Annotated in this window: 21 protein-coding genes; 10 read left to right on the top strand and 11 right to left on the bottom strand. The window is 55.8% G+C overall.

Annotated features, from left to right (window positions below; all coding sequences use genetic code 11):
- The first annotated feature begins 3 nt into the window (after positions 1-3).
- From trmH to S7A_RS03950, 4 genes are all read left to right on the top strand, one after another.
- Positions 4-702, top strand: a complete 699-nt coding sequence (gene trmH, locus S7A_RS03935; protein ID WP_009088135.1) for a tRNA (guanosine(18)-2'-O)-methyltransferase TrmH — start codon at positions 4-6, stop codon at positions 700-702.
- On the top strand, positions 699-2,777 hold the full coding sequence (gene recG / locus S7A_RS03940) for an ATP-dependent DNA helicase RecG (protein WP_009088136.1): 2,079 nt from the start codon (positions 699-701) through the stop codon (positions 2,775-2,777). Before trmH ends, recG begins: the two co-directional genes overlap by 4 nt.
- 105 nt (positions 2,778-2,882) lie before the next feature.
- Positions 2,883-4,256 carry a uracil-xanthine permease family protein gene (locus tag S7A_RS03945; protein ID WP_009088138.1) on the top strand — a complete coding sequence of 458 codons (1,374 nt, stop codon included), beginning with the start codon at positions 2,883-2,885 and terminating at the stop codon, positions 4,254-4,256.
- A 118-nt stretch (positions 4,257-4,374) separates the two neighbouring features.
- Positions 4,375-6,054, top strand: a complete 1,680-nt coding sequence (locus S7A_RS03950) for an AsmA family protein (RefSeq protein ID WP_009088139.1) — start codon at positions 4,375-4,377, stop codon at positions 6,052-6,054.
- A 32-nt stretch (positions 6,055-6,086) separates the two neighbouring features.
- Here S7A_RS03950 and fabY read toward each other — a convergent pair whose 3' ends face one another.
- The 5 genes from fabY to typA form a co-directional block, all read right to left on the bottom strand.
- Positions 6,087-7,034, bottom strand: coding sequence for a fatty acid biosynthesis protein FabY (fabY, locus tag S7A_RS03955; RefSeq protein ID WP_009088141.1), 948 nt, complete (start codon positions 7,032-7,034; stop codon positions 6,087-6,089).
- A 56-nt stretch (positions 7,035-7,090) separates the two neighbouring features.
- Positions 7,091-7,528, bottom strand: coding sequence for a D-aminoacyl-tRNA deacylase (dtd, locus tag S7A_RS03960; protein WP_009088144.1), 438 nt, complete (start codon positions 7,526-7,528; stop codon positions 7,091-7,093).
- A complete protein-coding gene (locus tag S7A_RS03965) occupies positions 7,525-8,394 on the bottom strand; it encodes a virulence factor BrkB family protein (protein WP_009088146.1) in 870 nt (289 codons plus the stop codon). The genes dtd and S7A_RS03965 overlap by 4 nt, the downstream gene beginning before the upstream one ends.
- Before the next feature lie 3 nt (positions 8,395-8,397).
- Positions 8,398-8,994, bottom strand: coding sequence for a glucose-1-phosphatase (gene yihX, locus S7A_RS03970; protein WP_009088148.1), 597 nt, complete (start codon positions 8,992-8,994; stop codon positions 8,398-8,400).
- 210 nt (positions 8,995-9,204) lie between these two features.
- Positions 9,205-11,028 (bottom strand): ribosome-dependent GTPase TypA, encoded by a 1,824-nt coding sequence (typA, locus tag S7A_RS03975; protein ID WP_009088150.1) that lies wholly within the window; start codon positions 11,026-11,028, stop codon positions 9,205-9,207.
- Positions 11,029-11,466: 438 nt separating this feature from the next.
- Here typA and glnA point away from each other — a divergent pair, with 438 nt between their 5' ends.
- From glnA to glnG, 3 genes are all read left to right on the top strand, one after another.
- A complete protein-coding gene (glnA, locus tag S7A_RS03980) occupies positions 11,467-12,876 on the top strand; it encodes a glutamate--ammonia ligase (RefSeq protein ID WP_009088151.1) in 1,410 nt (469 codons plus the stop codon).
- Between the two features lie 138 nt (positions 12,877-13,014).
- The gene (gene glnL, locus S7A_RS03985) at positions 13,015-14,064 is read left to right on the top strand and encodes a nitrogen regulation protein NR(II) (RefSeq protein ID WP_009088153.1); all 1,050 of its coding nucleotides are present in this window, start codon (positions 13,015-13,017) and stop codon (positions 14,062-14,064) included.
- Positions 14,065-14,071: 7 nt separating this feature from the next.
- Positions 14,072-15,481, top strand: a complete 1,410-nt coding sequence (gene glnG / locus S7A_RS03990) for a nitrogen regulation protein NR(I) (protein ID WP_009088155.1) — start codon at positions 14,072-14,074, stop codon at positions 15,479-15,481.
- Between the two features lie 40 nt (positions 15,482-15,521).
- Here the strand turns inward: glnG and hemN are convergent, their stop codons facing one another.
- Entirely contained in the window at positions 15,522-16,895 is a 1,374-nt protein-coding gene (gene hemN / locus S7A_RS03995) for an oxygen-independent coproporphyrinogen III oxidase (protein WP_009088158.1), read from the bottom strand.
- Positions 16,896-17,128: 233 nt separating this feature from the next.
- Positions 17,129-17,653: a Der GTPase-activating protein YihI gene (gene yihI, locus S7A_RS04000; protein ID WP_009088161.1), complete on the bottom strand. Its 525-nt coding sequence runs from the start codon at positions 17,651-17,653 to the stop codon at positions 17,129-17,131.
- Between the two features lie 549 nt (positions 17,654-18,202).
- On the opposite strand from yihI, the gene yihA reads away from it, so the two are divergent.
- On the top strand, positions 18,203-18,838 hold the full coding sequence (gene yihA, locus S7A_RS04005; RefSeq protein WP_009088163.1) for a ribosome biogenesis GTP-binding protein YihA/YsxC: 636 nt from the start codon (positions 18,203-18,205) through the stop codon (positions 18,836-18,838).
- Between the two features lie 418 nt (positions 18,839-19,256).
- Here yihA and polA read toward each other — a convergent pair whose 3' ends face one another.
- The 4 genes from polA to S7A_RS04025 form a co-directional block, all read right to left on the bottom strand.
- On the bottom strand, positions 19,257-22,043 hold the full coding sequence (polA, locus tag S7A_RS04010; RefSeq protein WP_009088166.1) for a DNA polymerase I: 2,787 nt from the start codon (positions 22,041-22,043) through the stop codon (positions 19,257-19,259).
- A 378-nt stretch (positions 22,044-22,421) separates the two neighbouring features.
- Complete coding sequence (gene dsbA / locus S7A_RS04015) at positions 22,422-23,051, bottom strand: thiol:disulfide interchange protein DsbA (RefSeq protein ID WP_009088168.1); 630 nt, start codon at positions 23,049-23,051, stop codon at positions 22,422-22,424.
- A gap of 26 nt (positions 23,052-23,077) precedes the next feature.
- A complete protein-coding gene (locus S7A_RS04020) occupies positions 23,078-24,064 on the bottom strand; it encodes a serine/threonine protein kinase (RefSeq protein ID WP_009088169.1) in 987 nt (328 codons plus the stop codon).
- Positions 24,065-24,109: 45 nt separating this feature from the next.
- Positions 24,110-24,385: a YihD family protein gene (locus S7A_RS04025; protein ID WP_009088171.1), complete on the bottom strand. Its 276-nt coding sequence runs from the start codon at positions 24,383-24,385 to the stop codon at positions 24,110-24,112.
- Between the two features lie 39 nt (positions 24,386-24,424).
- Here S7A_RS04025 and mobA point away from each other — a divergent pair, with 39 nt between their 5' ends.
- A complete protein-coding gene (gene mobA / locus S7A_RS04030) occupies positions 24,425-24,991 on the top strand; it encodes a molybdenum cofactor guanylyltransferase MobA (protein WP_009088172.1) in 567 nt (188 codons plus the stop codon).
- Position 24,992: 1 nt separating this feature from the next.
- Complete coding sequence (gene mobB, locus S7A_RS04035) at positions 24,993-25,499, top strand: molybdopterin-guanine dinucleotide biosynthesis protein MobB (protein WP_009088173.1); 507 nt, start codon at positions 24,993-24,995, stop codon at positions 25,497-25,499.
- Positions 25,500-25,751: the final 252 nt, after the last annotated feature.

Genomic DNA, 25,751 nt, shown 5'->3' on the forward strand with positions numbered 1-25,751 from the left:
TGCATGAACGATCAACGTTTTGCCCGGATTCAGGCGATGCTGGCACTGCGCCAGCACGATCTCACGGTCTGTATGGAGCAGGTGCATAAGCCGCACAATGTTTCCGCAGTGATCCGCACGGCCGACGCCGTGGGCATCCACGAAGTGCATGCGGTCTGGCCCAGCCAGCGGATGCGCACGCAGGCTTCTGCCTCTGCCGGCAGCAACAGCTGGGTGAAAGTGGTCACCCATCCCACCATCGGCGATGCCGTAAAACAGCTTAAACAGCAGAAGATGCAGGTTTTAGCGACCCATCTCTCTGCGGATGCCGTTGATTTCCGCGAGATCGATTACACCCTGCCGACCTGCATCCTGATGGGACAGGAAAAAACCGGGATTACCGAAGAAGCACTGGCGCTGGCCGATCGGCAGATCGTTATTCCGATGGTGGGGATGGTTCAGTCGCTGAATGTCTCGGTCGCCTGCGCGCTGATCCTGTACGAAGCACAGCGGCAGCGGCAGAATGCGGGGCTCTATCTGCGCGACTACAGCCTGCTGGATGAAGAGGAACAGCAGCGCCTGCTGTTCGAAGGCGGATTCCCGGTGCTGGCACGCGTCGCCAGACAGAAAGGGTTGCCCTATCCGCGCATCAACGCTCAGGGTGAAGTCGACGCCGATCCCAGCTGGTGGGCGACGATGCAATCGACCGGTAAAAGACGATGAAAGGCCGTCTGCTGGATGCCATCCCGCTCAGTACCCTGACCGGCGTCGGTGCCAGCCAGGCAGCAAAGCTGGCCAGAATAGGCCTGCACACCATCCAGGATCTTCTGCTTCATCTCCCGCTGCGCTACGAAGATCGCACTCAGCTCTATGCCATTAACGATCTGCTGCCTGGCATCTGGGCCACCGTAGAAGGCGAAGTGCTGCACACGGATATCACCTTTGGTCGCCGCCGGATGATGGTCTGCCAGATCAGCGATGGCAGCGGCGTGCTGACCATGCGCTTCTTCAATTTCAATGCCGGTATGAAGAACAACCTGTCGCCGGGTCGTCACGTTACCGCCTATGGTGAAATCAAGCGCGGCCAGCGTGGTGCTGAGATTATCCATCCTGAATACCGCATCCAGGGCGAACAGAGCAGTGTGACGCTGGAAGAGACCTTAACGCCGGTTTATCCCACCACCGAAGGTATCCGCCAGGCCACGCTGCGTAATCTTACCGATCAGGCGCTGACGCTGCTGGAGAGCTGCCCGATAGCCGAACTGCTGCCGCAGGAGCTGAGCGGCGGTCTGATCAGCCTGCCCGATGCCTTACGCACGCTGCATCGCCCACCGCCCGACCTCCGGCTCAGCGAACTGGAGAGTGGCCGCCATCCGGCCCAGCGCCGTCTGATTCTGGAAGAGTTGCTGGCGCACAACCTGAGTATGCTGGCGGTGCGCGCCGGTGCGCAGCGCTATTACGCGTTGCCCATGCCGCCGCGCCATAACCTGAGCGACCAGCTGCTGGCCGCGCTGCCCTTCTCGCCCACCCAGGCGCAGAAACGCGTGGTGGCGGAGATAGAAAACGATCTGGCGAATGACTTTCCGATGATGCGGCTGGTGCAGGGTGATGTTGGCTCAGGCAAGACGCTGGTGGCTGCGCTCGCTGCGCTGAACGTGATCGCCCACGGAAAACAGGTGGCGCTGATGGCGCCGACCGAACTGCTGGCTGAACAGCACGCCAGTAACTTCCGTCAGTGGTTTGCACCGCTGGGAATTGAAGTCGGCTGGCTGGCCGGGAAACAGAAAGGCAAAGCGCGTCAGGCGCAGCAGGAAGCGATCGCCAGCGGTCAGGTGGCGATGGTCGTCGGCACCCATGCTCTGTTTCAGGAACAGGTACAGTTTAAGGGACTGGCGCTGGTCATCATTGATGAACAGCATCGGTTCGGCGTCCACCAGCGCCTCACGCTGTGGGAAAAAGGTGAGGAGCAGGGTTTCCATCCGCATCAGCTGATCATGACCGCCACCCCCATTCCGCGCACCCTGGCGATGACCGCCTATGCCGATCTGGATACCTCGACCATCGACGAGCTGCCGCCGGGACGCACACCGGTGACCACCGTGGCCATTCCCGACTCCCGACGGGATGAGATCGTCGCACGGGTGGAACACGCCTGCCGCGAAGGGCGTCAGGCCTACTGGGTCTGCACCCTGATTGAAGAGTCAGAATTACTGGAGGCGCAGGCGGCAGAGGCGAGCTGGGAAGCCCTTAAAACGGCCCTGCCTGGGTTGAATATAGGCTTGGTACATGGCCGGATGAAACCCGCCGAGAAACAGGCGGTGATGCAGGCGTTTAAAGCAAACGAGCTGCAACTGCTGGTGGCGACCACCGTGATTGAAGTCGGGGTAGACGTGCCTAACGCCAGCCTGATGATTATTGAGAATCCGGAACGGTTAGGCCTGGCACAGCTGCATCAGCTGCGGGGCCGGGTCGGTCGCGGTGCGGTGGCTTCACACTGTGTGCTGCTCTACAAAGCGCCGCTCAGCAAGACGGCGCAGAAGCGTTTGCAGGTGCTGCGAGACAGCAACGATGGCTTCGTCATTGCCCAGTTCGATCTGGAGATACGCGGGCCAGGTGAGCTGCTGGGCACCCGCCAGACCGGTAACGCCGAGTTTAAAGTGGCCGACCTGCTGCGCGATCAGGCGATGGTGCCCGAAGTTCAGCGTGTGGCGCGTCACATCCATCAGCATTATCCCGAACAGGCCAGCGCCCTGATTGAACGCTGGCTGCCTGAAAATACCCGTTATACCAACGTCTGAGTCACGCCCCTGCCCGCACCCACTTTTCACCTCAGCCGGGCAAACGATTGCTTTTGGGCTGCGGATGATTACAATCGCCACACACTTTTTCGGGAAGAGCAGAAGATGTCCACCAATCCGCAGCCAGACCAGCCCTCCGCCCTGCAAAGCGAACTGATTTACCGCCTCGACGATCGTCCTCCCCTTCCGCAGACGCTGTTTGCTGCCGCTCAGCATCTGCTGGCCATGTTTGTTGCCGTCATCACGCCCGCGATACTGATCTGTCAGGCACTGGGCCTGCCCGCAGAAGACACCCGGCACATCATCAGCATGTCGCTGTTTGCCTCGGGTGTGGCATCACTGCTGCAGATCAAAACCTGGGGGCCGGTCGGTTCGGGCCTGCTGTCGATTCAGGGAACCAGCTTTAACTTCGTCACCCCCTTAATCATGGGGGGGATGGCGCTGAAAAACGGCGGTGCGGATGTTCCCACCATGATGGCGGCCCTGTTTGGTACGCTGATGGTGGCCTCCTGTACTGAAATGGTGCTGTCCCGTGTTCTCCACCTGGCACGCCGGATCATTACCCCGCTGGTGTCCGGTATCGTGGTCATGATTATCGGCCTGTCGCTGATTCAGGTGGGACTCACCTCTATCGGCGGGGGATTCGGTGCGATTAACGATCACACCTTTGGCGCGCCGAAAAACCTGATGCTGGCCGGCGCGGTGCTGCTGGTGATCGTGCTGCTTAACCGGCAGAAAAACCCTTACCTGCGTGTTGCCTCCCTGGTGATTGCGATGGCGGTCGGCTATCTGCTGGCCTGGGCCATGGGCATGCTGCCTGCCTCAGGTCTCCCGGTCGATCAGCCGCTGATCAGGGTACCCAGCCCGCTCTATTACGGACTGGGCTTCGACTGGAACCTGCTCATCCCGCTGATGCTGGTGTTTATGGTGACCTCACTGGAGACCATCGGCGACATCACAGCCACCTCGGATGTATCAGAGCAGCCGGTGAGCGGCCCTCTCTATATGAAACGCCTGAAGGGCGGCGTGCTGGCGAATGGCCTGAACTCCTTTGTCTCTGCGCTGTTTAACACCTTCCCTAACTCCTGCTTCGGTCAGAATAACGGGGTGATTCAGTTAACCGGCGTGGCCAGCCGCTACGTGGGCTTTGTGGTGGCGCTGATGCTGATTGTGCTGGGGCTGTTCCCGGCGGTCAGTGGTCTGGTGCAGCTGATCCCTGAGCCGGTGCTTGGCGGTGCCACCATTGTGATGTTCGGCACCATTGCTGCGTCGGGCGTTCGCATCGTGTCACGCGAGCCGCTCAATCGCCGCGCCATCATGATTATCGCGCTGTCGCTGGCCGTGGGCCTGGGTGTTTCCCAGCAGCCACTGATCCTGCAATTTGCCCCTGACTGGCTGAAAACCCTGCTCTCTTCGGGCATTGCCGCGGGGGGTATTACCGCTATCCTGCTCAACCTGATTTTCCCGCCAGAGAAGTAAGGTCACGGGCAGGCTTCGGCCTGCCTGCTATTTCTTCGTATTTACATCCAGGCTGTTGAGCTGTAACGGTAATTCAGGCATAACAACCTCTCACCGGATTGAACGCGGGAAGGATGCGATGAAATTTCTTGGAAAGTTTTTCCTCACCATACTGTTACTGCTGCTTTTCACCCTGGTGGTGATCTATGTGCTGCTGCAGACACAGTGGGGTGCAGGCTGGTTTAGCCGGTGGGTGAGCGACAAAACCGAATGGCATCTCTCCCTGAGTAAGATTGAACACAATTTCTCCTCGCCCTCTCACATCATTCTGGATGATTTCAGCTTTGGTCACGATGGGCAGCCTGCAGTACTCGTAGCAAAGCGGGTCGATCTCGGTCTGGCCCTGATCCAGTTCAGCGATCCGCTGCATTTCAGCAGCCTTGAGCTGCGCGACGGGGAAGTGAACCTGGCTAACCTGACGCCAGACAGCGCACTTCCGATTCAGGCTGACCGCCTGCAACTCAATAACATGCGTCTCGACAGCCCCGGCAGCGCGTTACCACTGTTTGCTCAGCAGGTGAATGGCGGCATTCTGCCGTGGAAACCGACCGCCCGCGATATGCTGGGCCGCGACGCCCGCTTCCAGATGAGCGCCGGCAGCATGACGCTGAACAACGTGGCGGGCGAGAACGTACTGATTCAGGGAAGTGTGTCCCAGGGCCGGATGCGCTTTGACAATATCGGTGCCGATCTGGCGCGCGGCTCCATGACCGGTAACGGTGAACGGGATGCCCGGGGCAACTGGAAAATCAACCAGCTGCGACTGAACGATATCCGTCTGCAGACCGCCAGCAGCCTGAAAGACTTCCTGCACAGCCTGCAGGTGGTTCCCTCCATCGCGATTACGCGACTCGATCTGACCGATGCCCGTCTGCAGGGACCGGACTGGGCGGTAACTGACCTCGACCTGACGCTGAGAAACGTTAACTGGCAGGGAGACGACTGGCAGAGTAATGATGGTTCACTGGCGCTGAATGCCAGCAATTTTATCAACGGGGGTTTCGAGCTTAACGACCCTATCGTTAACCTGGATTTTTCACCGCAGGGCATCGCACTGACGCAGTTCAGTTCACGCTGGGCGAACGGTGTGATTCGGGCTGACGGTGACTGGTCGCGCAGCGATAAACGCCTGACCCTGAAAAATCTGGCCGTTGCCGGACTGGAATATACGCTGCCGCAGGACTGGCGCGATCGCTGGCAGGCAACCCTGCCCGCGTGGCTGGAGAGTGTAGAGGTGATGCGTTTCATGTCGAACCGGAACCTGATTATCGATATCAATCCGGCTTTTCCTTTCCAGCTGACATCACTGGATGGCACGGGTGAGAATCTGCGACTGGCGCAGCAGCATCAGTGGGGGATCTGGTCGGGTAAGCTGAGCCTGAATGCGGCGGAGTCCACCTTTAACCGTACCGATCTGCGTCACCCATCCATTGCGCTGAGTGCTGACGCGGAGCAGATTCAGGTAACGGAGCTGAGCGCGTTCAGTAACAAGGGACTGCTCGAAGGAACGGCCACCGTGGGCCAGCAATCCGCCCGTCCGCTGACGCTGCAGCTGACCGGCCGTGCGGTGCCGGTGAACGTATTGCAGAACTGGGGATGGCCCGCGTTGCCGTTAACGGGAGACAGCAATATGCAGCTGCAACTCAGCGGTGCGTTACGCGCTGACCAGCCACTGCGTCCGACGGTAAATGGCACGCTGTCGGTGACAACCGACAGTCAGCAGCTGCAGCAGACCATGCAGGCCGGTGAGGTCCGATAATCGCAGCAGGGCCGCGGGTGCGGCCCTGCTGATTAATTGATACGTGCGCCGGAACCGCCCTCTTCCAGCGGTCCGTCGGGATCGGCGGGCAGCACGATATAAACGCCTTCAAACACTGCACCACACTCATCATCGCCGAACAGCTCCACTTCAAGCTGCACGCGCGCTTTACGGCCACGCGCCAGACGATCGAGATCGCCGCTTAATGAGCCCAGGTCGGCAATCGCGCCGGGCCGCCCGCTGATGGGATGGCTATAGCGAATGTGGGCATCTGCCAGAATAATCGTTCCACCGAGATGACGCTCGCGCAGCAGCAACCAGATCAATCCCCAGCCGGTCAGTGTTGCCAGCGAAAAGAGGCTGCCGGCGAACAGGGTATGGTGCGGATTCTGGTTGCCCGCCTCGGGCATGGTGGTAATAAATTTCTGCCCGGTAAACTGCAGAATGCGGACACCCATCTTCTCGCTGAGCGGGATGTGATCGTACCAGGCCTGTTGCAGCTGCCCGCACCAGTCGGCGCGGTGCAGAATGTCATCCAGCGTAATGACCGGCTTAATCATCAGAAAGTGACGAACCGGCGTGGTCTGCGGCGCGGTTATCTCGCCCTGATTGACGTAGCCGAGTTTCGCGAAGAAAGCGACAGCATCTTCCCGGGCACTGCAGGTCACCCGCTTGGCGCCTTCCTGACGCGCCACTGACTCCAGCGTCATTGCCACCAGCGTTCCCAGCCCTTTGCCCTGCACGGAGGGATGAACGGCCATGAAGCGGATCGCGGCCTCGTTGTCGGCATTAATGTAGAGACGACCGATGGCGACCGGATTTCCCTGCTCGTCCACCACCATCTGATGATGCGCTAAGGCATCCCAGGCGTCACGTTCAGACCCCTGCGGCTGACGCAGTGGTTTACGTAACATTTCCCAGCGGAACTGATAGTAGATATCCAGCTCTTCCGCTGTCTGAGGCACACGAAGGTGATACATAAAATGTTTCTCCCGCTCGGAGGTGTGGCCTGTTCCCTGCCGCTCAGCTGACGATCTCACACCTGTAACCAGAACGTCACCGGACCATCGTTCACCAGTGAAACCTGCATATCTGCCGCGAAACGGCCATTCGCTGTGGTAATGCCCTGCTGCCGACAGCAGTCGCTGAAGTACTCATACAGACGCTCAGCCTCAGCCGGCTCGGCGCCACCAGAAAAGGAGGGGCGCATCCCTTTTTGCGTGTCAGCGGCCAGCGTAAACTGTGACACCACCAGCACGCTTCCCCCCGTCTGGCGGAGACTCAGGTTCATTTTGCCCTGCTCATCACTAAAGATGCGATAGCCCAGTACGCGTTCTGCGAGACGTTCCGCACGCGCATTGTCATCGCCCTTCTCCACCCCCAGCAGGACCAGTAGTCCGGCACCAATTTCACCGGTCACATCCTGATCGACGCTGACGCTGGCGCGCGTTACGCGCTGAATCAATGCAATCATCTTTCCTCGCGTTGCTCATCTTTGTGCTGCTGTTTCAGCTGCCGGTAATCGGCTAGCGTTACGGTTATTTCAGCACCCAGCAACACAATACACCAGGTCCAGTAGACCCAGAGAAACAGAATCGGGATCACGGCCAGAACACCGTAGATCAACTGATAAGAGGGGAACATCGTAACATAGAGCGCAAAGGCCTTTTTGCCCAGCTCAAACAGCGCCCCGGCGACCAGTGCACCAATCAGCGCATCACGCGGCGGCACGCGCTGAGTGGGGACAATACTGTAGAGCAGCCAGAAGGCGAGCCACGAGAGCAGAAGCGGAAAAATACGCAGCATCTGATCAACCAGGCTGGTGACCCCGGTAGCATTAATCCAGCGCAGCGACAGCAGATAGGAGCTGATCGCCAGGCTGGCACCGGCCAGCAGCGGGCCGAGGGTCAGGATCATCCAGTAGACCGCAAAAGAGTAAACCATCGGCCGCTTCTTATGGCTGCGCCAGATGGTATTCAGCGCGGTATCGACCGAATGCATCAGCAGCAGGGCCGTCACAATCAGGCCAACGGCCCCGACCGCCGTCATCCGGTTGACGTTAGCCACAAACTGCTCAAGATAGCGTTGCAGCGTATTGCCTGCGGCGGGCATCAGGTTATTAAAGACAAACTGCTTCAGCTGCACGCTGATGTCGGAGAAGACCGGAAACGCCGCAAACAGCGCAAACACCACCGCAATCAGCGGCACCAGCGCCAGCAGTGAGACATAGGCCAGGTTGCCCGCCTGGGTTGTCATGCCATCTTCGTCAATACGTTTCCACAGCAGCCTGAGCCACAGCCAGAAGGCATGCAGCCCGGGACGAAATGTTCGTGACTTCATGCGTTACTGTCGACCTGCAAACCAGTCGGGAACCGTGCGGCTGTCCGTCACCAGCACGCTTTCGATACCCAGCGCCCGGGCCGCCTCGATATTTTCTGCATTATCATCAAAAAAGACCGCCTGAGCGGCCGTTACCCCTTCCGCATCCAGCACATGCTGATAAATGCGGGCTTCCGGCTTCCGCATGCCCAGCTCCTGTGACAGGTAGAGCTTGTCGGCCGCCTGCTGCACGTCGGGGTACTGCGTCGGCCAGAAGGCGCAGTGCAGCTTATTGGTATTGGAGAGGATCACGACCCGATGCCCCTCCAGCCGCAGCCGGTTCATCAGCGCCAGCGTTTCCGGACGCACGTCAACGAACACCGCCTGCCAGCCCGCGGCAAACTGTTCATAGCTGAGAGCGATCTCCAGCTTTTCGCAGAGGGCCAGCGCAAAATCTTCATCGCTGATCTCACCGCGTTCATGCTGTTCGAACGCCTCATCCATCCGGAAATGGCTTTGCAGTGAGGCCAGCGGCACACGGCTAAGGTCACTCCAGACGCCCAGCACGCGGTTAAAGTCGATATCGATAATCACATTGCCTAAATCAAAGATATACAGCATGGTGCGCCTCCTTCGGTTCCCTGGAGTATTCACTCTAGCGGCAAAAACGCAGGCTGAACAGCCAGCACCGGAGAGAAAAGCGTAAACGGCAGCGGGGGGGCAAAAAGCGTGTCACAGCAGACAATAATTGGCTGGCCCGGCGGGCAGGCGCGGAATCGCAGGCAAAAAAAAGCCCCGCATGGCGGGGCTCTTTATTACGCTAAAGCGTGATTACGCGTCTTTAGGACCACGTGAAGCACGTTTACGGTCGTTTTCGGTCAGATGGCGTTTACGGATACGCACTGACAGCGGAGTCACTTCTACCAGTTCGTCATCATCGATGAACTCGATAGCCTGCTCCAGCGTCATTTTCTGCGGTGGAACCAGGGTGGTGGCTTCATCTGTACCGGAAGCACGCATGTTGGTCAGCTTCTTACCGGTCAGACAGTTCACGGTCAGGTCGTTAGAACGGCTGTGAATACCGATGATCTGGCCTTCATAGACTTCTGCACCGTGACCCAGGAACAGCTTACCGCGATCCTGCAGACCGAACAGGGCGAACGCAACCGCTTTACCCTGACCGTTAGAGATCAGGACGCCGTTCTGACGCTGACCCACTTCGCCCTGACGAATGTCGTCGTAGTGGCTGAAGGTGGAGTAAAGCAGACCGGTACCGGAAGTCATGGTCATGAATTCGTTACGGAAGCCGATCAGACCACGGCTTGGGATCACGTAGTCAAGACGTACTCGGCCTTTACCATCCGGATCCATGTTTTTCAGGTCGCCTTTACGCTCGCCCATGGCTTGCATAACGGAACCCTGATGCGTTTCTTCGATATCCAGCGTCACGTTCTCGAATGGCTCCTGTTTACGGCCTTCGAATTCACGGAAGATAACTTTCGGACGGGATACCGCCAGTTCGAAACCTTCACGACGCATGTTTTCGATCAGAACAGACAGGTGCAGCTCACCACGACCTGAAACGCGGAATGCGTCCGAGTCTTCGGTTTCTTCAACGCGCAGTGCCACGTTGTGAACCAGTTCTTTGTTCAGACGCTCCAGGATCTGGCGCGACGTCACGTACTTACCTTCTTTACCGCAGAACGGTGAGGTGTTGACGTTGAAGAACATGGTTACGGTAGGTTCATCGACGCTCAGGGCTGGCAGCGCTTCCACATTCTGCGTGTCACAGATGGTGTCAGAGATGTTCAGCTCACCCAGACCGGTGATAGCAATGATATCGCCCGCTTCAGCCAGATCGCTGTCGATACGCTCAAGACCCAGGTGAGTCAGGACTTTGCCGACTTTACCGTTACGGGTTTTGCCTTCGCTATCGATGATAGTGACCTGCTGGTTAGGCTTCACTTTACCGCGCTTGATGCGGCCGATGCCGATCACGCCCAGGTAGTTGTTGTAGTCCAGCTGCGAGATTTGCATCTGCAGTGGCGCTTCAACTTCAACCTGTGGAGGTGAAACGTGGTCAACGATGGCCTGGTACAGCGGGGTCATATCGTCAGCCATATCGGTGTGGTCAAGACCTGCAATACCATTCAGCGCAGAGGCGAAAATGATAGGGAAGTCGAGCTGCTCATCAGTCGCATCCAGGTTAACGAACAGGTCAAACACCTGATCCACAACCCAATCCGGACGTGCGCCCGGGCGGTCTACCTTGTTGATAACCACAATCGGCTTCAGACCATGCGCGAACGCTTTTTTGGTCACGAAGCGGGTTTGCGGCATAGGGCCATCCATCGCATCTACAACCAGCAGCACCGAGTCCACCATGGACATGACGCGCTCAACTTCACCACCGAAGTCGGCGTGTCCTGGGGTATCAACGATGTTGATACGGTAGTCATTCCACTTAATGGCGGTGTTTTTTGCGAGGATGGTAATCCCACGCTCTTTCTCCAAATCATTGGAGTCCATCACGCGCTCGGTTGCTTCGGTACGGGCATCAAAAGTACCGGATTGTTGCAGCAGTTTGTCAACCAGGGTGGTCTTTCCATGGTCAACGTGCGCGATGATGGCGATGTTACGCAAATTTTCGATCACAGCTTTGCCTCAGGCATTAGAAATAGCGCGCTATTGTACACGGATTAAGCGGAAGACTGAACACGATCACACTTTTCACTGAAAGATTATTGCATTGACGCAAATTCGCACTGTTCCCGGTGCAGAAAATGCACTAAGTTGGTCCTATGCACCAAAATGGTGCCTGTAAATTCACCCTCAGCACTGTTATGGTGCATTAAAACCATCGTGGTGCAGCCGCATTACGACAAAAAGGTGCATCATAAGGCGATTTAAGCAACATCAAAAAAGTTGGCACAGAATTCGCTTTATCTGTAACAAGCGTAAACGCCAGTCAGATGTCGGTTGAAGAGCGTGCCGGAAAAGAGTGGTCAGGAATTTCCTTTCCCGCCACGCCCTCCGGAAACGACGTTTCCTCGCCATGTAGATAATGAAAGACCATTTCCAGGAGAGTTGAGTATGTCCGCTGAACACGTTCTCTCGATGATGAACGAGCATGAAGTTAAGTTTGTTGACCTGCGTTTTACCGATACCAAAGGTAAAGAACAGCACGTTACGATCCCTGCTCACCAGGTTAACGCTGACTTCTTCGAAGAAGGCAAAATGTTCGATGGTTCGTCTATCGGCGGCTGGAAAGGCATCAACGAATCAGACATGGTGCTGATGCCTGACGCTACCACGGCGGTCATGGATCCTTTCTTCGAAGATTCTACGCTGATCATCCGTTGTGACATTCTCGAGCCAGGCACCATGCAGGGCTACGACCGCGATCCACGTTCTATCGCCAAACGCGCTGAAGATTTCCTGCGCTCTTCCGGTATCGCCGATACCGTCCTGTTTGGACCAGAACCTGAATTCTTCCTGTTCGATGACATCCGTTTCGGTTCATCGACTTCCGGCTCACACGTTGCTATCGACGATATCGAAGCGGCATGGAACACCGGTAAAGAGTACGAAGGCGGTAACAAAGGTCACCGTCCAGGTCTGAAAGGCGGCTACTTCCCGGTTCCACCGGTTGACTCATCACAGGACATCCGTTCTGCCATGTGTCTGACCATGGAGCAGATGGGCCTGGTGGTTGAAGCGCATCACCACGAAGTGGCGACCGCAGGTCAGAACGAAGTGGCGACCCGCTTCAATACCATGACCAAAAAAGCTGACGAAATTCAGATCTACAAATATGTCGTTCACAACGTCGCGCACGCTTACGGTAAGACCGCGACCTTTATGCCGAAGCCAATGTTTGGCGACAACGGTTCAGGCATGCACTGCCACATGTCACTCTCTAAAGGTGGCCAGAACCTGTTCGCGGGCGATAAGTACGGCGGCCTGTCTGAAATGGCGCTGTTCTACATCGGCGGTATCATCAAGCACGCTAAAGCGATCAACGCCCTGGCGAACCCGACCACCAACTCCTACAAGCGTCTGGTTCCGGGTTACGAAGCACCGGTTATGCTGGCTTACTCTGCCCGTAACCGTTCCGCGTCTATCCGTATCCCGGTAGTGGCCAGCCCGAAAGCCCGTCGTATTGAAGCGCGCTTCCCGGATCCAGCGGCTAACCCATACCTGGCGTTCACCGCACTGCTGATGGCTGGCCTTGATGGCATCATCAACAAAATCCACCCTGGCGATGCGATGGATAAAAACCTGTACGACCTGCCACCGGAAGAAGAAGCTGAGATTCCAAAAGTTGCAGGCTCGCTGGAAGAAGCGCTGAATGCACTGAACGAAGATCGCGAGTTCCTGACCCGCGGTGGTGTCTTCACTGATGAATCTATCGATGCTTACATCGAACTGCGTAAAACTGAGATGGACCGCGTTCGCATGACGCCACACCCGGTTGAGTTCGAGCTGTACTACAGCGTTTAACTGATCAGACGTTTTTGTTGCCGTGGAAACTTTTAGCCCATCTTCGGATGGGCTTTTTTCTCCGCGAATTCACCGTTCATTCTCCCGCTTTTCGGCTTAAACACCAGAATGCACCTATTTAGTGCAGAGGAACGTTGTATGGCAACTGGCTCTCTGCCCGACGCCGGGCAGATTCTCAACGCTTTAATCAACAGTATTTTGTTGGTGGATAACGACCTGGTTATTCATTACGCCAACCCGGCGGCGCAGCAATTACTGGCGCAGAGCTCACGCAAGTTGTTCGGCACGCCGTTACCGGATTTAACCGGCTACTTTTCGCTGAATATTGAGGTGATGCGCGAGAGTCTTGAGGCTGGCCAGGGATTCACTGACAGTGAGGTCACGCTGGTAGTCGATGGTCGCGCACATATTATGTCGCTGACCGCACAGCGTTTACCCGATGGCTTGATTCTGATGGAAATGGCGCCGATGGATAACCAGCGTCGCCTCAGTCAGGAGCAGTTACAGCACGCCCAGCAGGTGGCTGCACGCGATCTGGTTCGCGGCCTGGCCCATGAGATAAAAAATCCGCTGGGAGGATTGCGCGGCGCGGCACAGCTTTTATCACGCGCCCTGCCCGATCCCTCGCTGAATGAATATACCAGGGTCATTATTGAACAGGCCGACCGGTTGCGGAATCTGGTGGATCGTCTGTTAGGGCCACAGCAGCCGGGGATGCACATTACCCAGAGCATTCACCAGGTGGCTGAGCGGGTGGTCAATCTGGTGTCGATGGAGCTACCGGAGAATGTCTCCCTGGTGCGGGATTACGATCCCAGCCTGCCGGAACTGCCGCACGACCCTGACCAGATTGAACAGGTGCTGCTTAACGTCGTACGCAATGCGCTTCAGGCGCTGGGCGACGACGGCGGGACGATTGTTATTCGCACCCGTACGGCTTTTCAGCTGACGCTGCATGGCACCCGTTATCGCCTGGTAGCACGAATAGATATTGAAGATGATGGCCCCGGTATTCCGGCCCAGCTACAGGATACGCTTTTCTATCCGATGGTCAGTGGACGTGAAGGCGGAACCGGTTTAGGTCTCTCCATCGCCCGTAGCCTGATTGATCAGCATTCAGGAAAAATAGAATTTAACAGTTGGCCGGGTCACACCGAATTCTCGGTCTACCTGCCTATTCGCCAGTGAGGTTTCTATGCAACGAGGGATAGTCTGGATCGTCGATGACGATAGCTCCATCCGCTGGGTGCTTGAACGCGCGCTCACTGGAGCCGGTTTGAGCTGTGCGACGTTTGACAGCGCAGGTGAGGTGCTGGATGCCCTCTCAACCAAAACCCCGGACGTTTTACTGTCAGATATTCGCATGCCCGGTATGGATGGCCTGGCGCTGCTGAAACAGATTAAACAGCGTCATCCGATGCTGCCGGTCATCATTATGACGGCGCATTCCGATCTCGATGCCGCAGTCAGCGCCTATCAGCAGGGGGCGTTTGATTACCTGCCTAAGCCGTTCGATATTGATGAGGCGGTTGCGCTGGTAGAGCGCGCCATCAGTCACTATCAGGAGCAGCAGCAGCCGCGTAATCAGCCGGTCAGCGGACCGACCACCGATATTATCGGGGAAGCGCCCGCGATGCAGGATGTGTTCCGCATCATCGGGCGATTGTCGCGCTCTTCGATCAGCGTCCTGATCAATGGTGAGTCGGGCACTGGTAAAGAGCTGGTCGCCCATGCGCTGCACCGGCACAGCCCGCGCACCAAAGCACCGTTTATCGCGCTGAATATGGCGGCGATCCCCAAAGATTTGATTGAGTCAGAACTGTTCGGTCATGAGAAAGGCGCCTTTACCGGTGCGAACCAGATCCGCCAGGGCCGTTTTGAGCAGGCCGATGGGGGCACGCTGTTTCTGGATGAGATTGGCGACATGCCGCTGGATGTGCAGACCCGACTGCTGCGCGTGCTGGCCGATGGTCAGTTCTATCGCGTCGGCGGCTATGCGCCGGTCAAAGTGGATGTGCGGATCATTGCGGCTACCCACCAGAACCTGGAATTACGCGTGCAGGAAGGCAAGTTCCGTGAGGATCTGTTCCATCGTCTGAATGTGATCCGTGTGCATCTGCCGCCGCTGCGTGAGCGTCGAGAAGATATCCCGCGTCTGGCACGTTATTTCCTGCAGGTGGCGGCCCGTGAGCTGGGGGTAGAAGCGAAGATTCTGCATCCGGAAACCGAAACGGCGCTGACCCGTCTGCACTGGTCAGGTAACGTGCGCCAGCTGGAAAACACCTGTCGCTGGCTGACGGTAATGGCGGCCGGTCAGGAAGTGCTGATTCAGGATCTGCCCGGCGAGCTGTTTGAGTCCAGCACACCGGAAAACCCGGTGCAGTCACTGCCTGACAGCTGGGCTACGCTGCTGGCTCAGTGGGCCGACCGCGCGCTGCGTTCCGGTCATCAGAATCTGCTGTCAGAAGCCCAGCCCGAGATGGAGCGGACGCTGCTGACTACGGCGCTGCGCCATACCCAGGGCCACAAGCAGGAAGCCGCACGTCTGCTGGGATGGGGACGCAACACCCTGACTCGCAAGCTGAAAGAGCTGGGGATGGAATAGAGGTTCAGTTCGGGCTGGCGAGGTCTGCCAGCCCGTTTCTTTAGATCACACGCGAAAATTGCTGCTGACGGGCTTTCTGCCGCAGATAGCGATCAAAGCACATGCAGATATTGCGGACCAGCAACCGGCCAATCCCCGTCACTTCCAGCCCCGTCGTCGTCTGCTCCACCAGCCCGTCGGCAATTAAGGGTTTCAGCAGCGCCAGATCTTCAGCAAAGTAGTCATGAAAGCAAATTCCCCACTGCGCCTCTGTTGCGGCAAAATCGAGCGAAAAGTGGCAAATCAGTGTTTTAATCACATCCCGCCGCAGACAGTCATCGCGTGTTAAGGCGACGCCACGCCACAGGCCATTCCCCTGCTGTTCCACACTGCTGTACCAGCTGTTAAGGTCTTTCTGGTTCTGCGCATAGCTGTCACCCACCATGCTGATGGCGGAGACACCCAGCCCCAGCAAGTCGCTGTCACCCTGCGTCGTGTAACCCTGAAAATTGCGATGCAGCTTCCCGTCGCGCTGCGCGACAGCCAGCTCATCCTGCGGCTTCGCAAAGTGATCCATGCCGATATAGTGATAGCCCTGCTGCGTCAGGGTCGCGATGGTCTGCTGCAAAATATCCAGTTTCTGCCGGGCCGAGGGGAGTTCATCCTCTTTGATTTTGCGCTGTGCCGCAAACAGCGCCGGCAGATGCGCATAGTTGAAGACGCTGAGACGGTCCGGATTCAGCGCCACGACCCGCTCCAGCGTCCAGGCGAAGCTGTCGGGCGTCTGCAGAGGTAAACCGTAGATCAGATCGATGCTGGTTGAGCGGAAGCCCTGTTCACGAGCGCGGGCCATCAGACTGAAGATCACCTCCTCATCCTGCACCCGGTTAACCCGCGCCTGCACCGCTTTGTTGAAGTCCTGCACGCCCATACTGAGACGATTAAAGCCCAGCGATCGGAGATGATCGATCATATCCGGCGCCATTTCCCGCGGATCGACCTCGATCGACATTTCGGCATCATCGGTCACATTGAAGTGTTGCTTCAGCAGGCCCACCAGCCGCGAAACCTGCTGCCTGTCGAGAAAGGTCGGTGTGCCGCCGCCCCAGTGAAGCTGTGTCACCCGGCGCTGGCGGAACAGCGGCGCGCGCTGAATAATCTCCTGCTCCAGCACATCCAGATAGCGGTCTGCTTTGTGGCGCTGACGCGTCACCTGCTTATTACAGCCGCAGAAGTAGCAGAGACGGTGGCAGAAAGGGATATGAACGTAAAGCGACAGCGGACGCCCGGGATAGCGTGCCACAGCATGCTGAAAATCGGTTTCCGTATAGTCTTCGCTGAACTCCAGCGCAGTGGGATAGGAGGTGTAACGTGGCCCGGCGTAATTGTACTTTTCAATTAACGCCTGATCCCAGGCAATCTGCAGCGATGGCATGCTCACTCCTTCCGGTGACGTCGTCTGAGAGAAGGTCGCGAAGAAGAAGGGATGAAAGGTGAGCGGGATGAGACCCGACGTAAACGTTGCTTCAGACGCGACAGGCGTCGTAGTTTAAACAATAACCACAGCAGATAACATGTCGCCAGCAGCGCGAAAATTGATCCAGGCCAAAACATTGTCGTTTACCTGAGAAGCACGGCATGCGGAACTCGCATGCCGATCAAATTTGCTTAGTTGCCCTTCAGCAGACGGTACATATCCTCTTCTGCCTGTTCATCTTCGCCATCGTCCATCACGATGCCTAACTGCTCCATCAGTTCGTCGATGCGATCCAGCGAGGCATCCAGCCAGCCCTGATCTTCTGCCGACAGCGTTTCGCCATTTTCCAGGCGATCCAGCAGCGCATCCAGACGTTCATCGTTTTCCAGCTTCGCCAGCTCTTCTTCCGGCGTCAGGCGCACTTTCTTCGGGGCTGCCGGTTTATCTGCACTTTTCTGTGGCCTGACGGCGGTGGTTTTGCCATCGGCGATCAGGGCCACCGGCTTCTTACTCCCGATGCGCGGATCTTTTGCGGGGGCTGACTGGCGTGCGCCATTGCTGTCCGACGCCGCCGGATTAGCACGGCTGCCAGATGCATGTCCGCGATGCTTTTTATCGCGTTTACGATCGCGCGCTTCAAGGTTAATTTCGTCACGCGATTTGCGTTTGGCTTTGACGGCAGGTTTGCCGTGGGCAGCTCGTGCAGGTTGCTTCATAGTATTCGGTCCTGGCTTTTTTATTCAGTATAGAATTGCGGCGAAATCTAGCAGAAACCCGACAAAGAAAAAAGGCGACAGCTCAAGCTGTCGCCTTATTTCATACCTTCACAAGAAGGAATCATGTTTTAAATCCTTTTCGGCTCGTAACATCCCGGTCAATCCCGCGCCTGCTCAACTCCTGAGCTATTCCCTGTCCCTGTCTGGCCATGTCCCTGACCTGTTCCATTCCATCGCTCATTGCCATCCTGACATCCCTGAGCGCATCATCCTGATGTGTGCTGCCATTCACTGCACAATAATGTAGACCAACTGGTAAAAGCCTCAAGTCAGCGCCATCGATAGTTGGCTTAAAAAAAGAGCAAAACTTATTAAATAATTGAAATATCGATGATTTTATTTTCAGAAATCCGCGTAAAAATCGACATAACCCGCAGCGCGAATGGTCAATCTCTTACATGGACTGTTATCACGACGCGATTGAGCACTTTCGCGCCATAACGCGTATAATCGCCGCCATTGCCCTAATGCGTTTTCTGGAGTGTTACCTTGTCTGAATTGAATTATCACGTTACCCACTTTGTCATGAGCGCGCCGGATATCCGTCATCTGCCTGCCGATACCGGAATTGAGGTGGCTTTTGCTGGCCGCTCGAACGCGGGAAAATCGAGTGCGCTGAACACGTTAACCAATCAGAAAGGGCTGGCGCGCACCAGTAAAACACCGGGACGTACCCAGCTGATCAACCTGTTTGAAGTTAAAGAAGGGAAGCGTCTGGTCGACCTGCCAGGCTACGGTTATGCCGAAGTGCCGGAAGAGATGAAGCTGAAGTGGCAGCGTGCGTTAGGCGAGTACCTGCAAAAGCGTCAGGCGCTGAAGGGGCTGGTCGTATTGATGGACATTCGTCATCCGCTGAAAGATCTCGACCGCCAGATGATTCAGTGGTCGGTGGAAAGCGCAATTCCGGTTCTGCTGCTGCTCACCAAAGCCGATAAACTCGCTTCCGGTGCCCGCAAAGCCCAGCTCAACGTCGTGCGTGAGGCGGCGCTTAGCTTCGGCGGCGATATCCAGGTAGAGCTCTTCTCATCGCTGAAGAAAATCGGCGTGGATAAGGTTCGTCAGAAACTGGACAGCTGGTATGCGATGCCTGATGAGGCGACTGAGGATCAGCACGGGGACGCGTGAGCAGCATCGCTGATCCGCTGACACTGCGGTAACAAAAATCCCAATAAAAAACGCCCCAGTCACAGAATGACTGGGGCGGCTAAATTCAGCCAAATCCGATTACGTGAAGTAAAAGGTCTGAAAGATAGAACATCTTACCTCTGTACCCTACGCGACGAACTTTACCTGATTTTTTGTGCCTGACAAAGGCTTTTTTGTTGCTTACTTACATCAAAACAGGACTTTTTTTACCATACCCGTCACAAAAATAGCGTTGTGATGTAGTTTAATGACGAAAAAAATGTTTAGCCGATAAGCAGTTAGAAACGAGCTTTCGCTCCCGGTGTCGCCCGGTTACAGCTGACCGCTCAACTAAACGAATTACTTATGCCTGAATCAAGGCCAGTTTTGTGCGACAGAACCGGCCCGGAGGCGGTAATCAGTGTGCTTCGTCCCAGTTGTCACCGACGCCGACTTCAACCAGCAACGGTACGTCGAGCTTCACACTGCCTTCCATTAACGCACGGATTTTCTGGCTGGCCGCTTCCACCGCCTCCGATTTCACTTCGAACACCAGTTCATCGTGAACCTGCATGATCATTCTTACTGCGCTGTCATTCTGCTGCTGAAGCCACTCATCCACGGCAATCATCGCGCGTTTGATGATGTCTGCTGCCGTTCCCTGCATTGGCGCATTGATGGCGGCACGCTCTGCAGCTTTGCGGCGAATCGCATTGCTGGATTTAATATCCGGCAGCCAGAGCCGGCGCCCTTCCAGCGTTTCAACATAGCCTTTATTCGCCGCCAGCTGCCGGGTGTTCTCCATATAGCGCAGTACGCCCGGATAGCGTTCAAAGTAGAGGTCCATATACTTTTTCGCTTCACCTGCACCGATGTTGAGCTGACGTGACAGGCCAAAGGCACTCATGCCATAAATCAGACCAAAGTTAATCGCTTTGGCGCTGCGACGCTGTTCTCCACTCACCTTATCCAGCGCGACACCAAACACTTCCGATGCCGTGGCACGGTGAATATCCTCACCCTGGGCAAAGGCGTCCAGTAAGCCTTTATCCTGAGAGAGATGCGCCATGATACGCAGTTCAATCTGGGAGTAGTCGGCTGCGACGATGCGATAACCTTTATCGGCAATAAAGGCCTGACGGATTCGGCGTCCCTCATCATTACGCACCGGGATGTTCTGCAGATTAGGATCGGCAGAGGACAAGCGCCCGGTGGCGGTAACGGCCTGATGATAGGAGGTATGCACCCGTCCGGTCAGCGGATTGATCATCTGCGGCAGCTTATCCGTATAGGTCGATTTCAGTTTCGACAGGCCGCGATGCTCCAGGATCACTTTAGGCAGCGGATAATCGAGCGCCAGTTCGGCTAGCACCTCTTCGCTGGTTGACGGTGCCCCACCCGGTGTTTTCTTTGTGGGTTTGATGCCCTGTTTTTCAAACAGAATCACCTGAAGTTGTTTCGTGGAGGAGAGATTGAAGGGCTCGCCTGCCAGCTCATGCGCTTTCGACTCCAGCTCAGCCAGTCGGGCAGTCAGCTCTTTCGAGTGTTGCGCCAGAATAGCCTGGTCGATCAATACGCCATTGCGCTCTATCCGGGAGATGACCGTCAGCAATGGCATCTCAATCTGCTCAAAGACGTTTCTCGGGCCCGCTTCTTTTTCCAGCTCAGGCCACATCTTCAGATGCAGCTGCAGCGTGACATCGGCATCTTCGGCAGCATAGTGGGCTGCCTGCTCTAACGCGATCTGATTGAACGTCAGCTGATTTTTACCTTTACCGGCAATCTCCTGGAAAGTGACCGTTTTATGTTTAAGCCAGCGAGCAGCCAGGCTATCCATATCGTGTTTGCCCACCACGCTATTGAGGATGTATGACTCCAGCATGGTGTCGAACCGGATACCGGCCAGTTCAATATCGTAGTTCCTGAGGACGCCGCGATCGTATTTCAGGTTCTGGCCCACTTTCCAGGCACTGGCATCTTCCAGCAGGGGCTTGAGCTGCGCCAGAACGGCGGCGCGACCCAGCTGCTCAGGCGCATCAAGATAGTCATGGGCAACCGGCAGATAAGCCGCTTCACCGGGCGCCACCGCGAAGCTGATGCCGACAATATTTGCACTCAGGGTATCAAGCGCGTCGGTCTCCAGATCAAAGGCAAAGACGTCGCTCTTTTTCAGCTTCTCCAGCCAGCTATCAAAGAGAGCCTGATCCAGAATGGTCACGTAATTATCGGTGGGCAATACGCTGCTGGTTTCCACCACGGGTGCCGGCTCATCGGACAGGGCTTTTTGCACCTGCGTATTGCTCTTTTTCCCCTGCAGCCATTTACCGTCCTGCAGATCGCTCAGCCAGCGTTTGAACTCATAACGGCTGAACAGAGACTGCAGTGCCTCAATATCGGGATCGGTCACCGTCAGCTCTTCACAGGGCTGTGCCAGCTCAACGTCGGTTTTGATGGTCGCCAGCTGATACGAGAGGAAGGCCACCTCACGATTCTGCTCAAGTTTGGTCGCCATCGTTTTGGCACCGCGAAACGAGAGATCGGCCACTTTATCCAGGTTGTCATAGATCGTCTGCATGCTGCCCAGCCCCTGCAGCAGCGCCTGTGCGGTTTTTTCACCCACGCCCGGTACGCCGGGAATGTTATCTGAGCTGTCGCCCATCATGGCAAGGAAGTCGATAATCAGCGCGGGAGGGACACCATATTTCTGCTCGACCTCTTCCGGCCCGAGAATGGTATTGGTCATGGTGTTAATCAGCGTAATCCCTGGCGAAACCAGCTGCGCCATATCTTTATCGCCCGTGCTGATCAGCACTGAACGGCCCTTCTTTTCAGCCTCCAGCGCCAGCGTACCGATCACATCGTCCGCTTCCACACCGCTCACCGCCAGCAACGGCAGCCCCATCGCCCGTACCATCTCATGCAGCGGCTCAATCTGCGCGCGCAGATCGTCAGGCATTGGGGGGCGGTGAGATTTGTAATGCTCGAACAGTTCGTCTCTGAAGGTTTTGCCTTTGGCATCGAACACCACAGCAACGTGACTCGGATTATACTGTGCCAGCAGGCTTTTCAGCATGTTGAGCACGCCGTACATGGCGCCAGTCGGTTCACCTGCACTGTTGGTCAGCGGCGGAAACGCGTGATACGCGCGATAAAGATAGGATGAGCCATCAACCAGAATCAGGGGATTTTCTGCAATTTGCGCCATAAGTCTGTGTAGTCTTCGTTGCTGTGAGTTGGACTATAAGGATGCCACAACCTGGCAGAAATGGTGAACTAAGGCGTGCCGCGTGGACGTTTTTTCACATTTCCGGAGGCAGGATCGCAACGATCGGGTTGTGGATAACTTTGTGCGTAAAAATGATAACGCGCGATCCCTCAGGCGATCAGGCAATTTATGAGCAAATAAAATGCTTATTTTTCATATACTTTATCAATTACCGTGACGTGATCGCCATTTTCAATAGCGTGATCCCTTGTGTGGATATTAAATTTATGCCCTGGAGATGGACAAAACCGTCGCGCAATTAAGAAGCATAAAAAAAACGCCAGCAGGCGCTGGCGTTTCACGGGTGCAGAAGGCTGATTACTTCTGGCTTACCAGGAATTTAACGACGTTGGCATAGTCTGCAACGAAATTATCCATAGAGCTGGTATCCAGCCCGCCATTGTTCACCATGTATTTGCCATTAACGAACATCGCAGGCACACCACGCAGATCGACATCAGCCGCCGCTTTCTGCTGCTGGGCAACTAAGGCTTTAACTGCGAAGCTGTTCCAGGCCGCATCGTAATCAGAAGAGGAGATCCCGGCCGCCTGAATAAAGGCCTCTTTCAGACTGGCAGGATCGGTAATGGTCTGCGTTTTCTGAATGCCGTCGAAGATCGGTGCCGTAACCTTGTCTTCCACACCCAGCGCCATCGCTACCGCCCAGGCCTGAGTCACGACCGGCCCGAGATCACCGCCGAGGAAATCGACGTGATATTTCACCAGTTTGGTGTCAGCAGGCAGGTTCTTTTTAACCGCGTCATTAACGTGATAAATGCGTTCAAACTGGTAGCAGTGCGGGCAGAAAAACGAGAAGAACTCCATCACCTGAGGTTCGCCGGCCACGGGTTTCTGCAGACTGACATATTGTTTACCTTCAGTGAACTGGGCAGCAGACGCGCTGAATGCCAGCACTAAACCCATCAGTGCAAACCAAATCTTTTTCATCGTGAAACACTCTCCTGACTACGTCATTAATATTGCGGTGTCAGCTGCAGAGGAGGTTCCTGCAACAGCTTCTCCTGCTCGGTGAATAGCGAAATTTGCCTGCGCCAGAAATCTTCATCTGTCATCCAGGGAAACGCACGCGGAAAAGCGGGATCCTGCCAGCGTCTGACGACCCAGGCCAGATAATAAACCATGCGCATCGCGCGTAAAGGTTCAATCAGTGACAATTCATTAATATCAAAATCGCTGAATTCACCGTAAGCCTCCAGCAGGATATCCCACTGAATACGCTGTTCCTGTCGATCGCCGCTGATCAGCATCCAGAGATCCTGCACCGCCGGGCCATTACGGGCGTCATCGAGATCGACAAACAGCGGTCCATCGCGCCACAGAATATTTCCCGGATGGCAGTCACCATGTAATCGTAGCGGCTGCCATCCGGTATGCCAGTGCTGCTGCAGCGCCTCTCCCAGCTTATCAACCGCCTGTAGCAGCATGGCTTTCAGTGAATCAGGAACCAGCTGAGCCTGCTCCAGCACCTGACGCGGTTCGTGCAGATACTCATCCAGTCCCATGACTGGCCGGTGACTGAACAGCGCTTTGCGACCGGTCTGATGAAGACGCCCCAGAAAACGACCTACCCACTCCATCTGATCTTCGTTGTCGGTCTCATATTGCCGCCCGCCCAGACTGGGAAAGAGCGCAAAGAAAAATCCCGCATGGCTGTGCAACGTTTCGCCCTGAAGCCGCAGCGGTGCAGCAACAGGGACCTCGTCAGCCAGCAGATCGAGAGCATACTGATGCTCTTCCGCAATCTGTTCGGCACGCCAGCGCTGTGGACGATAGAATTTGGCGACATAGCGACGTTTTTCATCATCGCTGAACTGATAGACCCTGTTCTCATAACTGTTCAGGGCTGTCAGTCCCGATTCGACGCGGATTCCTGTACCCCAGAGCGCATCAAGCAGCACGTCGGGGTTCAGTGTCTGGAAGTTGAAAGCAGCGTCGCTCATTCTGTTACCTGTGGTTGCCCTTGCATGTAGCTGCCAAGGATAACACTACTCGTCCGGTTTAATGACACCCCGCGCGCGGAGGAGTGCCGTTTTAAAATCGACTTCATAATCTTTTTTCAGCCCCGGAATGGCATCATCGCTGTCTGAGTCACGCATTTTGAGATGGTAAATTAATATATCGTCCGTTAATTCACTTAACGGGCCACGGAAACCAGATTCCTGAGCCAGTTTCTGCAAAAATGTGACCAGATTAAGGTCAGGCTCTTTTTGCCAGGCGGGTTGCAGCAATTCCAGCAATTCATTCAGGCGATGGCATTTCATTTCGTTTTCTCCAGGTACGTAATCAGCGAGGGCACTGTCATGACAGTATTAACCGGCATCATTCTGGCGGGTGGTCAGGGCCGCCGTATGGGTGGTCTGGATAAAGGGCTGGTGCAGCTGGACGGCAGACCGCTTTACCAGCATGTTCTTGAGCGGCTCAGGCCACAAGTCGACATTGTCATGATTAATGCGAATCGTAATATTGATCGCTATCAGCTAAGCGGGTGTCGCGTTATAGAGGATGTTTTTGACGATTATCCGGGCCCGCTGGCTGGCATCTACAGTGCCTTGATCGCCATAGAAGGGGAATGGGCGGTTTTTTGCTCCTGCGATACCCCCGCGATTCCTCTTAACTTTGTGGAAAAACTGATTCATCAACGCAGAGAAGCACCCGCAGTATGGGTTCGCTCGCAGACGCGCGATCACCCTACACTCGCCCTGATTCACCGTGACATGGCAAAAGCCCTTTTTGACTATCTGCAGGCCGGAGAGCGGCGCCTCATGCAGTTCCTGCGCGATCATGGTGGTCATGCGGTAGTGCTGGATGATGATGAATCCGCCTTCCGCAACATCAATACGCCAGACGATCTGAAAGAGAGAACCTGATATGTCACTACCCTTACTTGCCATTGTGGGCTGGAGTGGAACCGGTAAAACCACGCTGTTGCAGCAGGTGATTCCGCTCCTCAGTGGCAAAGGCATTCGCGCGGGGTTGATCAAGCATACCCATCATCAGATGGATGTGGATACCCCAGGTAAAGATAGCTATCTGCTCAGAAAGGCGGGGGCCAGTCAGGTCATGGTCGCCAGATCAGAACGCTGGGCGTTGATGTGTGAAACGCCGGATCAGCCGTCGATTGATCTGTCTTATCTGGTCAGCCGCATGGATCACGCTTTACTTGAGGTGGTGCTGGTCGAAGGCTTCAAAGATGAACCTGTTCCAAAGATTGTTTTATGGCGCGAGGGGGTTAAGGGTGGGATCGAAGAGCTGCTCGATGCGCGGACAATAGCGGTTGCCACCGACCAGAAATTAGCGCTGAACGTACCGATTCTGGATATAAATTGTCCGGGCAGCGTTGCAGATTTCATTGCTGAGTGGCTGAAAAGCCGCTGAGGATGGTATTACACTGCGATTTTTTACGATCGGCAGACGTAAAAAAGCCCCGCACATCGGTGCGGGGCTTCTTCACTTATATGTTTCCGCGGGCTGACAAGTGTTTCTTTGAATTAATTTGCTGAGCGCATCTTTTTTAAACGAACGGGTTAAAAACAGACGTTTCATGCCTGAATAACGCACAAAAACCGCCATTAAACGTTGTAAAGAGACCTGCCGTGGCGGATTGCGGGTGCTATTATTTTGCTTCTT

Origin of the sequence: Pantoea sp. Sc1 (genome assembly GCF_000255315.1) — a bacterium.
GTDB lineage: Bacteria > Pseudomonadota > Gammaproteobacteria > Enterobacterales > Enterobacteriaceae > Pantoea > Pantoea anthophila.